Raw genomic sequence first — 12255 nt, 5'->3', positions numbered from 1 at the left:
CGCGAGAGAGGGAAACAAGAACAATGAAGAAGCTTCTCACGAGCATCGCGCTCATTGCTTCGATGGCCGGCTTTGCCGGCCTGGCCTCGGCCGCAGAAGAGGGCTCTGCCCTCGAACATGCGGTCGAACATGCGGCCAAGAGCGGTCACTATCCGATCCTGAAGCCGAAGGAAATCGACTGGAGCTTCGGCGGCCCGTTCGGCACCTATGACAAGGGTCAGCTGCAGCGCGGGTTGAAGATCTACAAGGAAGTCTGTTCTGCCTGCCACTCGATGAAGCTGGTGTCCTTCCGCACGCTGGAAGAGCTGGGTTACTCGGAAGAGCAGGTGAAGGCATTCGCCGGCGAATACGAAGTGCAGGACGGCCCGAACGCCGACGGTGAAATGTACACCCGCAAGGCCGTGCCTTCCGATTACTTCCCGTCGCCGTTCCCGAACAAGGAAGCGGCTGCGGCTGCCAACAACGGCGCTGCTCCGCCGGACTTCTCGCTGATCGCCAAGGCGCGCGGCGTGACCCGCGGCTTCCCGCAGTTCGTCTTCGACATCTTCACCCAGTATCAGCAGGGCGGCCCGGATTACATCCATGCGCTGCTCACCGGATACCAGGAGCCGCCGGAAGGCGTGACCGTTGCCGAAGGTACGCATTTCAACCCGTACTTCATGAGTGCTGCTGCCCTTGCGATGGCGCCGCCGCTTTCGGATGGTCAGGTGACCTATGACGATGGCACGCCGGAGACGCTGGACCAGTACTCGCAGGACGTCGCGGCGTTCCTGATGTGGACGGCCGAGCCGCATCTCGAAGAGCGCAAGCGCATGGGCTTCATGGTCATGGTCTTCCTCGCCATCTTCACGGCGCTGATCTACCTGACCAAGAAGTCGGTCTATGCGAACAAGGAACACTGATCGGACACGATCGGTCGCGTTTGAAAAAGGCGGTCTTCGGACCGCCTTTTTTGTTGGGAGGGCCTTGCCGATCTTGGTATGGTCCGAGCAACTCCTTCTTCTCCGACATTCGGATACTCTATGACAAAGATTTCTTCTGAACTGGCCGACTCCATCCGCTCCATTCCCGATTATCCCAAGCCCGGGATCATTTTTCGCGACATCACGACGTTGCTCGGCGATGCGCGGGCGTTTCGCCGGGCGATCGATGAGCTGGTGCAGCCCTATGCGGGCCTGAAGATCGACAAGATCGCCGGCATGGAAGCGCGGGGTTTCATTCTCGGCGGGGCCGTCGCCCACCAGTTGTCTGCCGGCTTCGTGCCGATCCGCAAGAAGGGCAAGCTGCCGCATGAGACGGTGCGGATCGCCTACAGCCTGGAATATGGCGTGGACGAGATGGAAATTCACATGGATGCGGTGAAGCCGGGGGAGAAGGTGATCCTCGTCGATGACCTGATTGCGACCGGTGGCACGGCCGTGGGTGCGGTGCAGCTGCTGCGGCAGATCGGGGCGGATGTCGTCTCGGCCTGCTTCGTCATCGATCTGCCGGAGCTCGGCGGTCGCAAGAAGCTCGAGGCGCTCGGCGTCGAGGTTCGCACGCTGGTGGAATTCGAGGGGCACTGAGCCCCCCGAGTTGATCAGCCGGCGAGAGCTTTGGCGATGTCGTCGGCAAGCTCCGACGGTGCCGTGCGGGGCGAAAAGCGGGCGATCGGCTGACCGTCGCGACTGACGAGGAATTTTGCAAAATTCCAGCCGATCTCGGTGCCCTGTTCTGCGCCCGGTGTTTCCGCCTTCAGGTAAGCGTAGAGCGGATGGGTCTCGTCACCGTTCACCTCGATCTTGGAAAAGAGCGGGAAGGTGACGGCGAACTGGGTTTCGCAGAAGAGGGCGATTTCCTTTTCCGTGCCGGGCTCCTGGGCGCCGAACTGGTTGCAGGGGAAGCCGAGGACCACGAGATCGGGATTGGCCTTGTAGAGGGCTTCCAGGCCTTCGTATTGCGGGGTGAGGCCACAGGCGCTGGCGGTGTTGACGATCAGCAGCACCTTTCCGGCATAGTCCTTCAGGCTGCGCTCCGTGCCGTCGATGGCGGTCATGGTGAAATCGTGGACGCTCATGGCTGTTGCTCCTCGTCGGGGAAAAATTCAATCAGGTTGCTCTTGAAGCGAAGAACCGTCTCGCCGTTCTGGTTGACGCCTTCGGACAGGGCTGCATTCAGGATATAGCGGTGCCGTCCCTGGACGGTGCGGCTGTCGATCGGCGTCATGAAGAAGGTGATCGTGTCGCCGACAAAGACGGGTTTCAGCCATTGCAGCTCGGCAAAGCCGGGCGATGGGCCAAGCTTCGGCGGGGCGATGCCTTCGGCCTCCAGGCGCTTGACCTCGTCTCCGATGAAACCGATGAAGCTCTTCATCCAGTTGGCGCAGGTGTGCCAGCCGGAGGCGCAGAGCGCACCGAAGACGTAGGTCTTGGCCGCTTCCGCATCGACATGGAAGGGCTGGGGATCGAATTTTTCGGCAAAGCGGATGATATCTTCGGCGGTGAAGGTGACCGAGCCGAGTTCGAGGCGGGTGCCGGCGGGATAGAGGTCGAGCATTCTCATGCGCTCACCTCCGTCGTCTCGCGGCGGCGGACCATGACGGCATTGCGGGCCTTCAGCACCGTTTCTCCGCGCTGGTTGTGCAGTTCATGGCCGAAGGTGACGATGCCGAGATGCGGGCGCGAGCGCATCAGGCGGACCTCCTCGACAACGGACTGACCCGAGAGCGTGTCGCCTGCGAGCACGGGCTTGCGCCACTGCATGAATTCGATGCCGGGGGCTCCCTCGGAAGCGGCTTTCAGCACATAGGCGTCGATCATCAGGCGCATGAAGAGACTGGAGGTGTGCCAGCCGGACGCCGACAGGCCGCCGAGGATGCTGGCTCTACCGGCGTCTTCGGAGAGATGCATGGGCTGCGGGTCGAATTCGGTGGCGAATTCGATGATCTCCTCGGCGGTCACCAGACGCGGTCCGAGCGCGAAGCTTCGGCCCTGCGTAAAGTCCTCGTAGTGAAGCTTTTCTGTCTCCATGCAGCATGTTCTCCAATGCCTTGCCAGTCGCTATGGTCATAAGCGGGAATCGTGAGGTGGTCCATGGCAGGTTGGGCAGATCAGGCCGGCTTTCTGGCTGGCATCGACGATGCGGCGCGGCGCGAGCTTGAGGCGTTGAAGCCGATGCATGTGCCCCAGCGCACGACGCTGTTTCGGCCGGGGGATGCCGCGCAGGCCTTCGTCATCCTGCTGTCGGGCAGAATCGGCGTCTATCTCACCGGCCGCAACGGGCGGGAGCTGCTGCTCTATTCGGTGACGCCCGGCGAGACCTGCGTGCAGACGACGCTCGGGGTTCTCGGCGGCGCGCTCTATACGGGCGAGGCGGTGGCCGAGAGCGATCTCGTTGCCGTGATGGTGCCGCCCGCCCTTGTGGAGCGGCTCATTGCGAATTCCGTCGGCTTCCGGCACTTCGTCTTCAAAGCCTTTGCCGACCGCTTGGGTGACCTGATGTTCGTGCTGGAGCAGGTGGCCTTCGTGAAGGTGGAGCAGCGGCTGGCGCATGCGCTTCTCGAGCGTGCGGACGGGGACGGGCGGGTGGCCCTGACGCATCAGGAACTGGCCGTGGTGATCGGTACGGCGCGCGAGGTGGTGTCGCGGCGGCTGGAGGCGCTTGCGTCCAAAGGCGTGGTTGAAAACGAGCGCGGGGAGATCCGGATCATCGATCGTGGCGAAGTGTCCCGCATGGCGAAGGCCGGTGACGGCCAGGACTTTGCAAACCGCGTGACTTAGTCACCGACGCCAGCTGCGGCGGGCCTTATGCTCGGCTCATTGCTGCGCAAATCGGAGGGAAAACCATGTTTGCCAAGAATGTCGGATCGGTGGATCGCATGCTGCGGATCATCGTCGGCCTCATCCTCTTGTCCCTGTTCTTCATCTATCCGGGTGCCTGGTGGCGATATTACACGCTGATCGGCGTCGTGCCGCTCCTGACCGGCCTGATGTCGACCTGCCCGCTCTATTCGATCCCTGGCCTCTCGACCTGCCCGGCAAAGCGGGTCTGAAACGGACTTCCGCGTCTCCTGAAAAGCGAAAGGCCGCGAGGGTATCGCGGCCTTTCGTGTTTCTGCGTGTCGACCTTACGTGTTGAAACGGAAGTGGATGACGTCGCCGTCATGCACGACATATTCCTTGCCTTCGTCGCGGCCCTTGCCGGCTTCCTTGGCGCCGACTTCGCCCTTGTAGGCGATGTAGTCGTCATAGGAGATGGTGAAGGCGCGGATGAAGCCGCGTTCGAAATCGGTGTGGATGACGCCGGCGGCGGCAGGGGCCTTGGTGCCACGGACGATCGTCCAGGCGCGGCATTCCTTCGGGCCGACGGTAAAGTAAGTGATCAGGTCGAGCAGGTGGTAACCGGCCCGGATCAGGCGGTCGAGGCCGGCTTCGTCGAGGCCGAGTGCCGAGAGGAATTCGGTCGCTTCCTCTTCCGGCAGCTGGGCAACTTCGGCTTCGATGGCAGCCGAGATGATGACGCATTCGGCGCCCTGTTCGGCGGCCATCTTGGCGACGGCTTCAGTGTGCTTGTTGCCGGTCGCGGCGTCACCCTCGGCGACGTTGCAGACATAGAGGACCGGATGCGAGGTCAGAAGGTTCAGGCCCTTCAGGATCTCGATTTCTTCCGGTGCCAGCGTCTTCAAGAGAAGGCGGGCAGGCTTGCCGTCCTGCAGGAGCTTGACGACCTGTTCCATGATCGGCAGCTGGGCGACCGAATCCTTGTCCTTGGAGGCGGCGCGCTTGCGGGTCTGCTCGACGCGGCGTTCCAGGCTTTCGAGGTCGGCGAGCATCAGCTCGGTTTCGATCGTGTCGGCATCACCCACCGGGTCGATCTTGCCTTCGACATGGGTGATGTCATCATCTTCGAAGCAGCGCAGTACATGGACCACGGCATCGACTTCGCGGATGTTGGCGAGGAACTTGTTGCCGAGGCCTTCGCCCTTCGAGGCGCCCCGCACGAGGCCGGCGATGTCGACGAAGGAGATACGGGTCGGGATGATTTCCTTGGAGCCGGCGATGTCGGCCAGCTTCTTCATGCGCGGATCGGGAACGGCCACTTCACCGGTGTTCGGCTCGATCGTGCAGAAGGGATAATTGGCTGCCTGGGCTGCCGCCGTCTTGGTCAGCGCGTTGAAGAGGGTGGACTTTCCGACATTCGGAAGCCCGACGATACCGCATTTGAAGCCCATGGCTCTGAATACCTGCTCGGGATGGATTTTCGTTGTCCACGCCTATGGGGTATAGGAGGGACATGGTCAAGTGTTGCGGCCCGGAGAGGGCCTGAAGTTGCCGGAGGATCTATGGCGAAGGATACGGTGCTGGCGCCCAAGACCGACACGAAGCCGAAGGTGGAGAAGCCACGGCTCTACAAGGTCATCCTGCACAATGACGACTATACGCCGCGCGAATTCGTCACCATCGTCCTGAAAGTGGTGTTCCGGATGAGCGAGGAGACGGGAAACCGCGTCATGCTCACGGCCCACCGCTTCGGTTCGGCCGTGGTCGTGGTGTGCACCCGCGAAATTGCCGAGACGAAGATCACCGAGGCGATGGATCTCGCCAAGGAGGCGGGCATGCCGCTGTTGTTTACGGCCGAACCAGAGGAGTGAGCGGCGTGTCCGACCTGTCCCGACAAACAGATTGGAACTCGGTCCGCCGCATGATGAATGCGGCGATCGACTTTTGCGAACAGGTGGAAGCTCTCGGTTATGGCGAGCGTGATCGCGATGCCGCGACGGACGTGAATGGTCAGACGGTCAGTGCGCAGGACGTGCTCACCAGCGCATGGACCTATCCAGAAACCATGCGCTACGCCATCATCCGCCAAAGACACGACGCGGCGGATGACCTTGCATATGTGCCGGAGACCGCGCGCGTGCTTCAGGCGATGGCGGCTGCATGTGCTGAATTATGTGGTGCGAGACCCGGAACGTCAGAGGCGGTCAGGGTCCCGGAGTTGCTACAATGGTTCGAAACGCATGCGCCACAGACGCTCAAGACGGCGTTGGCATCCCGTCGCGGCGAATGAAGCAGCCCGTGATGTCGCAGGATCAGGCCGGGATGCGCGCGATCACCTTGATTTCAAAATCGAAGCCGGCGAGCCAGTTGACGCCGATTGCCGTCCAGTTGGGGTAAGGCGGGGCGGGGAAGATCTCCGACTTGACCTTCATGATCGTCCCGAACTGATTTTCCGGGTCGGTGTGAAAACTGGTGACGTCGACGAGATCGGCAAGGGTGCAGCCTGCGGCGGCAAGGGTGGCTTCGAGATTGGAGAAGGCGAGGCGCACCTGGGTTTCGAAGTCGGGCTCTGGCGAGCCGTCAGGGCGGCTGCCGACCTGGCCGGAGACGAAGAGGAGGTCGCCGGTGCGGATTGCTGCGGAATAGCCGTGCTCTTCGTAAAGGGCGTGGCGGTTTGCAGGGAAGACGGGCTGCGGTCTGGTCATGGGTGTCCTTTCGGCATGCGATCTCGTTCCGCCCGGATGTCGGGTCGGTGACGTGCCGCTTGGCGGATCTGCAAATATTTCATATACGGTGCGTATGTAGAATTATTCGCATACGAGTCGTATGTCAATCTCACATACGCCGCGTATGTGAATTATGGGGGATGCCTTGAAACGTAGTCGCTCGGAAAGCATGGAGGAAAATCGTGGCAAGCTGATCGCAGCTGCGCGCAAAGCCTTTGCCGAAAACGGCTATGCGGCTGCGTCCATGGATGCGCTCACAGCGGAAGCCGGCCTCACGCGCGGGGCGCTCTACCACAATTTCGGCGACAAGCGTGGGCTGTTTGCCGCCGTTGTCAATCAGATCGATACAGCAATGGCCGAGCGTGCCAAGGCGCGGGCCGCTGCGGCTGGCGAGGGGTGGGAAGCGCTGCTGGCCGAGGGGGCCGCCTATATCGAGATGGCACTCGATCCGGAGGTGCAGCGCATCGTGCTGCTGGACGGTCCGGCGGTGCTCGGCGATCCCTCACAATGGCCGAGCCAGAACAGCTGCCTGAAGGTGACGCGGCAGGCAATCGAGCAGCTTCAGGCGGATGGAATCCTGAAACCGGTGGATGCGGAAGCGGCTGCGCGCCTGATCAGTGGGGCAGCGCTCAATGCGGCGATGTGGATTGCGGCAAGCGACGAGCCGGAGACGGTGCTGCCGAAGGCGCAGGACGCGTTTCGCCTGCTGGTGGACGGTTTGCTGGCGCGCCCCTGAGGCTGAGGGTCAGCGCCGGGCAAGCACCGCCTTCAATCCTCCTTCGGCCCGAACAGCTTCTTCAGCATATCCGCCATCGGCCCCGTTTCCGGCAGTTTCTTCGGCTGCTGCATGTTGCCGCGCGCCTGGCGGATGTGGGACTGGCCTGCGGGTTTGGTGGGCTTGGGCGCCTTGGCTGGCTTGTCGTCATCGGGCTTTGAGCCGGTGGCGAGCGCCAGCTTGTTGAGGAGTTGCGACTCCTCGCCCTTCACCAGCATGTCGGCATTGTCGGCGAGCGCTTCGAGCAGCGGATCGAGCCATTCGGCGTCGAGCTTGCCGAAGTCGCCAAGCACATGGCCCTGGACGCGCGACTTGTCGCCGGGATGGCCGATGCCGAGGCGCAGGCGCCGATAATTCTGGCCGCAATGGGCGTCGAGCGATTTGATGCCGTTGTGGCCGCCATGGCCGCCGCCGGTCTTGATGCGGGCCTTGCCGGGGAGCAGATCGAGTTCGTCATAGATTGCGGTGATCGCTTCCGGGCCGAGCTTGTAGAAGCGCATGGCCTCGCCGACGCTTTCGCCCGACAGGTTCATGAAGGTCTGAGGCTTGATCAGCAGCACCTTTTCACCGGCGATCGTGCCTTCGGAAATCTCCGCCTTGAACTTTTTCGCCCAAGGCGAAAAGCCGTGGCGCTGCTTGATGGTGTCCACGGCCATGAAGCCGATATTGTGGCGGTTGCGCTCGTATTTCGACCCGGGATTGCCGAGCCCTGCCAGGATGATCATCGTTTGTCCCGTTTCTCAGACCTGGGCCTTCCCCACCGCGAAACGAGGCCGATGTCAAGGCTTGGCGGCCTGTTCCGGCAGTTTTGCCTTGTCGAGGCCGTAGCTCGCGAGGATCTTTGCCTGGGTGCCGTCAGCGATCAGGGCATCGAGGGCGGCCTGCATTCTCAGCCGCAGGTCCTCGGGAAAATCGGGATGGCAGGCGAGCGAAAACTTCTGCTCGGTGAAGATGAACTTGAACTCGATCGGTTCCCCGGCCTTCTCCAGGACGACGTAATGCTGTTCGTCCAGCGGCATCAGGTCGATGCGGCCGCTCTGGAGCTTCTTCAAGTTGAGTTTGATGTCGCTCGCCAGGTCGATCTTGGCAAAACCGAGTTCTTCGAGAAGGGTTTCCGTGTAGTCGTCGCGCTGCGTGCCGACGGTGTAGGCCTTGGCTTCCTCGACATTCTTCACATCGACGCCGCCGCCCTTGCGGCCGATCATCAGATTGCGGCCGATGGCGAGAGGTTCGATCCAGACGAAACGGCCGTCCCGTTCGGGGATGTGGGCGGTGGTGAAGACGCAATGAAGGGGAGTGGTCTCGGCCAGTGCGATCGCGCGCGCCCAGGGCATCATGTCGATGGAATAGGGAACGCCGATCTGTTTCATCATCAGGAGGATCTGGTCATAACCAGCGCCCTTGATCTGATCACCCTCGCGGAAATTGTAGGGCGGGTAGTCTTCCGTGGTGAAATGAACGGCTTCTGCGGCGGCGACCGGCGCGGCCACAAGGGACAACAGGACAGCGAGCATTTTCATGGCGGTTCCCTCCTTGGCGGCGTTCAGCGTGCCGATACCTTCAAACTGCGGGTTTGCGGCATCCTGCTTTCATCGATCAGTGTGGCAACGGCCTGGGGGCGGGCGAAGAAATAACCCTGGCCGTAATCGACGCCGAAATCTGCCAGGATCCGGCGCTGTTCTTCCGTTTCGATGCCTTCGGCGACGACGGTGCATTCCATCTTGTGCGAGATGGCGGTGATGCCTTCGACGAGCATGCGGCTCTTGTGGCGCAGTTCGGGGTTCTCGTCGGCGAGCGCGCGGATGAAGGACTGGTCGATCTTCACGATGTCGACGGGAAAACGGTTCAGGTAGCTGAGCGAGGAATAACCCGTGCCGAAATCATCAAGCGCGAGGCGATAGCCGTAGCGATTGAATTCGTCGAGGATGGTGCGGATCTGCGGGTTGTCATGCAGCAGCGTCGCCTCGGTGATCTCGATCACGATCCGCTTTGGCGCGATGCCGTATTCGGTCGTGAGGGCTGCGAGGCGCACGGGCAGCGAGGGGTCGAACTGCAGCGGCGAGAAGTTGACGGCGAGATAGGCGTCATGGTTGCCGGACGCGTCGCTGAGGCGGGCGAGATTGGCGAGTGCCTTTTCGAGGATCTGGCCACCAAGCCGGGTGATCGCGCCGGTTTCCTCGGCAACAGCGATCAGCGGGGCAGGGGGCATGATGCCATGTTCCGGATGGACGAGGCGCATCAGGGCCTCGTATCCGACGACACGGCCGGTCTCGACCTGCACGATGGGCTGGAAGAAGGCATCGAACCAGCCCTGGGCGAGGCCCTCTTCGATATCGTGCTCGATCTCGGCGCGCTGGCGGGTGTGGTCCTGGAGCTGCGGATCGTAGAACTGGGCACCGTTCTTGCCGTCGCGCTTCTTGCTGTACATCGCCATATCGGACTTTTGCAGCAGCTCGGCCGCATTGCAGGCGTGGCGCGGGTAGAGCGCGATGCCGATGCTGGCGCTGAGCCGGACGCTGGCGCCCTCGATGACCATCGGATCGCCGAAGACGTCGCAGAGCCTGCCGCTGAGATCCTGGGCGAGGGACTCGACGTGTCTGGCGCGCACGAGGATGGCAAATTCATCACCGCCGAGACGGGCGGCGGTCGCGCCTTGCGGAAGGAGAGCGTTCATGTGCTCGACAAAGGCGCAGAGCACCTGGTCGCCGGCCTGGTGGCCGAGATTGTCGTTGATCCACTTGAAGCGGTCGAGGTCGACGAAGATGCAGGCCAGTTCCTCGCCCGCCAAATCCGTCGCGCGGATTTCTCGGTCAAGCGCGATTTCAAAGCCCTGCCGGTTGCTGAGGCCCGTCAGATGGTCGGTGATGGCCTGGCGGTGGTTGCGCTCTTCCGATTGCTTCAGCGCTGTCACGTCGGTCATGACGCTGAGCGACAAAGCCTCGGTCTCGCCTTCGGACTCGCGGCTGGATTCGGCAATGAGGACGTCCATGATGCGGCCGTCTTCGCAAACGAACTGGGTCGTTGCTTCCTGCACGCCGGCAATCGAGCGGGTCTTCTTGCGATCGGTATAGGCGTCCTGGGCGGCGGGAGGCACCAGTTCGATGAAGCGGCGGCCGACGATCTCGTGACGTTTGTAGCCGGTCGCCAGAAGCCAGTAATCGCTGACGCCGGTGATGCGGTCCTCCTCGTCGAGCGAGAACAACATGGCCGGGGTTGTGTTGTAGATGTCGGTGGAGCGGCGATGGGCAAGCTTGAGTTCGCTCTCTTCCCGCTCCAGCTTGATCTGCATGGCATTGAAGCTGCGGGCGAGGCGGCCGATTTCGTCGTTCGACTGCCAGTCGACGTGATGGCGGGAGCCGAGCTGACGGGTGGCTTCGATGGCGGCGGTCAGCTTCAGGAGCGGCTTCATCACCATGATCCGGTTGCCGATGACGGCCGCGCCCACCACGCCGATGACGGCCAGCATGAAGATGCCGATCAGCAGAACCTCGGCCTGACGCAGGGAGGAGAACATGCCTATGCGGCTGTAGTAGAGCGTGATCGTGCCGACGAGCTTCGGCCCCTCCATCGCGCGGTAGTAGATTTCGCGGCTGATGCTCTCCAGCCCGTTCTTCGGCCACTTCGGTAGCGCCGGCATGGAAACCGCGATGTCGCCGGACAGGTCCTTGACGGTGACCCGGCTGATCATGCCGTTGGAGACGATGGTGGCGGTGATCTGCTCGACGCTTTCGCGGTCGAAGTCCCAGAGCGGCTTGGCCAGGGCCTGGGCATTGGCGGCAATCACGACGTCGAGATTCTGCTGCAGTTCGCGCGACGCGCGATCAGTCGCCAGCGACAGAAACAGACCGAAGAGCGGAACGACCAGAATGAAGATCGTGGTCGCGACGATCGCCAGGAAGCGGCTTTCGACCGAACGGGTCATCGCGATCCAGACTCAACCGCGAAACGACGTTGCGACATGCTCATGACAGGCTCCCACGCGCAGAGATTGAATGCGCACGGTTGCATGAAACCGTTTAAATCTGACTAAGGAAAGTTGTGACATTTTCCTTGGTTTCAAAAGAAACCAATGAAAAACCCACCCCCTTGCAGGGATGGGTTCTCGATTGTCACCGTTGCCTGATATCAGGCTTCGGCAGCTTCTTCTTCCATGCCGCCAGCCGGAGCGACGATCGTGGCGATGGTGAAATCGCGATCGGCGATGACCGGGGTCACGCCCTTCGGCAGCTTCACGGCCGAGATATGCACGCTGTCGCCGACCTTGAGGCCAGCGAGGTCAACGGTGATCGCTTCCGGAATGTCGGAAGCCGGGCAGTGCAGTTCAACTTCGTGGCGAACGATGTTGAGAACGGCGCCGGTCTTGATGGCCGACTTCTCTTCATTGATGAAGTGAACCGGAACCTGAACCGAAACCTGGCTGTTTGCCGAGACGCGCAGGAAGTCGACATGCATCGTGAAGTCACGAACGACGTCGAGCTGGTAGTCCTTCGGCAGGACGCGGATCTTCTCGCCGTTGACGTCGATGACGGCAACGGTGGTCAGGAAACCGCCTGCGTGGATGCGCTTGGTGATCTCGTTGGTGTTGATCGAGATCGAAATCGGGGCCTGCTTGTCACCATAGATGACAGCCGGAATCAAACCGTTGCGGCGAAGTTCGCGGGAGGACCCCTTACCTACCCGTTCGCGTGCTACGGCCTTGAGCTCGTAAGTAGCGTGGCTCATGGCTTTACCTTTCAAGTTACTGGAGAGCCCTGGCGGTGCATTCTGCCGATGCCAGGACCGGAGACCGTTGCCGGTCCCATCCGCATTGCCTCCAAGGGTGTCTGCGCGGATCGGGCGCCTATAGACCAGATGATGCGGAATGGCAAGGTTTGCCGGCGAAAAGGCATGCTCGCCTGATCGTGATCGCGATCTAGCGCTCGGAAGGGCGGGTGGCAAGTTGGTAACCATCCGGGGCAAGCATTTGGAAATTGACGAATGTTAGGAAATGCAAAGC

General features: G+C 61.8%; 16 protein-coding genes. 7 read left to right on the top strand and 9 right to left on the bottom strand.

Annotated features, from left to right (window positions below; all coding sequences use genetic code 11):
• Window positions 1-23 precede the first annotated feature (23 nt).
• Together DMY87_RS08925 and DMY87_RS08920 are read left to right on the top strand one after the other, a co-directional pair.
• Window positions 24-902 (top strand): cytochrome c1, encoded by an 879-nt coding sequence (locus DMY87_RS08925; RefSeq protein WP_110790922.1) that lies wholly within the window; start codon window positions 24-26, stop codon window positions 900-902.
• A 120-nt stretch (window positions 903-1022) separates the two neighbouring features.
• The gene (locus DMY87_RS08920) at window positions 1023-1565 is read left to right on the top strand and encodes an adenine phosphoribosyltransferase (RefSeq protein WP_110790921.1); all 543 of its coding nucleotides are present in this window, start codon (window positions 1023-1025) and stop codon (window positions 1563-1565) included.
• A 14-nt stretch (window positions 1566-1579) separates the two neighbouring features.
• On the opposite strand, the gene DMY87_RS08915 is transcribed toward DMY87_RS08920, so the two are convergent.
• From DMY87_RS08915 to DMY87_RS08905, 3 genes are read right to left on the bottom strand one after another with little or no spacing between them, the layout of a single operon-like run.
• A complete protein-coding gene (locus tag DMY87_RS08915) occupies window positions 1580-2056 on the bottom strand; it encodes a glutathione peroxidase (protein ID WP_110790920.1) in 477 nt (158 codons plus the stop codon).
• Complete coding sequence (locus DMY87_RS08910) at window positions 2053-2541, bottom strand: MaoC/PaaZ C-terminal domain-containing protein (RefSeq protein WP_110790919.1); 489 nt, start codon at window positions 2539-2541, stop codon at window positions 2053-2055. The genes DMY87_RS08915 and DMY87_RS08910 overlap by 4 nt, the downstream gene beginning before the upstream one ends.
• On the bottom strand, window positions 2538-3008 hold the full coding sequence (locus tag DMY87_RS08905; RefSeq protein ID WP_110790918.1) for a MaoC family dehydratase: 471 nt from the start codon (window positions 3006-3008) through the stop codon (window positions 2538-2540). Before DMY87_RS08905 ends, DMY87_RS08910 begins: the two co-directional genes overlap by 4 nt.
• 63 nt (window positions 3009-3071) lie before the next feature.
• On the opposite strand from DMY87_RS08905, the gene DMY87_RS08900 reads away from it, so the two are divergent.
• Together DMY87_RS08900 and DMY87_RS08895 are read left to right on the top strand one after the other, a co-directional pair.
• Window positions 3072-3758, top strand: coding sequence for a Crp/Fnr family transcriptional regulator (locus DMY87_RS08900; RefSeq protein WP_110790917.1), 687 nt, complete (start codon window positions 3072-3074; stop codon window positions 3756-3758).
• 65 nt (window positions 3759-3823) lie between these two features.
• The gene (locus tag DMY87_RS08895; RefSeq protein ID WP_110790916.1) at window positions 3824-4030 is read left to right on the top strand and encodes a YgaP family membrane protein; all 207 of its coding nucleotides are present in this window, start codon (window positions 3824-3826) and stop codon (window positions 4028-4030) included.
• A 75-nt stretch (window positions 4031-4105) separates the two neighbouring features.
• Here the strand turns inward: DMY87_RS08895 and ychF are convergent, their stop codons facing one another.
• Window positions 4106-5209 (bottom strand): redox-regulated ATPase YchF, encoded by a 1104-nt coding sequence (gene ychF / locus DMY87_RS08890; protein ID WP_110790915.1) that lies wholly within the window; start codon window positions 5207-5209, stop codon window positions 4106-4108.
• Between the two features lie 111 nt (window positions 5210-5320).
• Between ychF and clpS the strand changes: the two genes are divergently transcribed.
• A complete protein-coding gene (gene clpS, locus DMY87_RS08885) occupies window positions 5321-5629 on the top strand; it encodes an ATP-dependent Clp protease adapter ClpS (protein ID WP_110790914.1) in 309 nt (102 codons plus the stop codon).
• A 5-nt stretch (window positions 5630-5634) separates the two neighbouring features.
• On the top strand, window positions 5635-6048 hold the full coding sequence (locus DMY87_RS08880) for a hypothetical protein (RefSeq protein WP_110790913.1): 414 nt from the start codon (window positions 5635-5637) through the stop codon (window positions 6046-6048).
• Window positions 6049-6070: 22 nt separating this feature from the next.
• On the opposite strand, the gene DMY87_RS08875 is transcribed toward DMY87_RS08880, so the two are convergent.
• The gene (locus DMY87_RS08875; RefSeq protein WP_110790912.1) at window positions 6071-6463 is read right to left on the bottom strand and encodes a RidA family protein; all 393 of its coding nucleotides are present in this window, start codon (window positions 6461-6463) and stop codon (window positions 6071-6073) included.
• Window positions 6464-6629: 166 nt separating this feature from the next.
• On the opposite strand from DMY87_RS08875, the gene DMY87_RS08870 reads away from it, so the two are divergent.
• Window positions 6630-7220, top strand: a complete 591-nt coding sequence (locus tag DMY87_RS08870) for a TetR/AcrR family transcriptional regulator (protein WP_110791025.1) — start codon at window positions 6630-6632, stop codon at window positions 7218-7220.
• A gap of 32 nt (window positions 7221-7252) precedes the next feature.
• Here DMY87_RS08870 and pth read toward each other — a convergent pair whose 3' ends face one another.
• From pth to DMY87_RS08850, 4 genes are all read right to left on the bottom strand, one after another.
• On the bottom strand, window positions 7253-7984 hold the full coding sequence (pth, locus tag DMY87_RS08865; RefSeq protein ID WP_110790911.1) for an aminoacyl-tRNA hydrolase: 732 nt from the start codon (window positions 7982-7984) through the stop codon (window positions 7253-7255).
• Between the two features lie 54 nt (window positions 7985-8038).
• Window positions 8039-8779, bottom strand: a complete 741-nt coding sequence (locus DMY87_RS08860) for a substrate-binding periplasmic protein (RefSeq protein ID WP_110790910.1) — start codon at window positions 8777-8779, stop codon at window positions 8039-8041.
• A 23-nt stretch (window positions 8780-8802) separates the two neighbouring features.
• A complete protein-coding gene (locus DMY87_RS08855; protein WP_110790909.1) occupies window positions 8803-11181 on the bottom strand; it encodes an EAL domain-containing protein in 2379 nt (792 codons plus the stop codon).
• 203 nt (window positions 11182-11384) lie between these two features.
• Window positions 11385-11981, bottom strand: coding sequence for a 50S ribosomal protein L25/general stress protein Ctc (locus DMY87_RS08850; RefSeq protein ID WP_110790908.1), 597 nt, complete (start codon window positions 11979-11981; stop codon window positions 11385-11387).
• Window positions 11982-12255 lie beyond the last annotated feature (274 nt).

The sequence above is a fragment of the Peteryoungia wuzhouensis genome, from assembly GCF_003205195.1.
Taxonomy (GTDB): Bacteria; Pseudomonadota; Alphaproteobacteria; order Rhizobiales; family Rhizobiaceae; genus Allorhizobium; species Allorhizobium wuzhouense.
The sequence above is the reverse complement of the archived record's forward strand: the minus strand, read 5'-3'. Positions and strand labels throughout refer to the sequence as shown.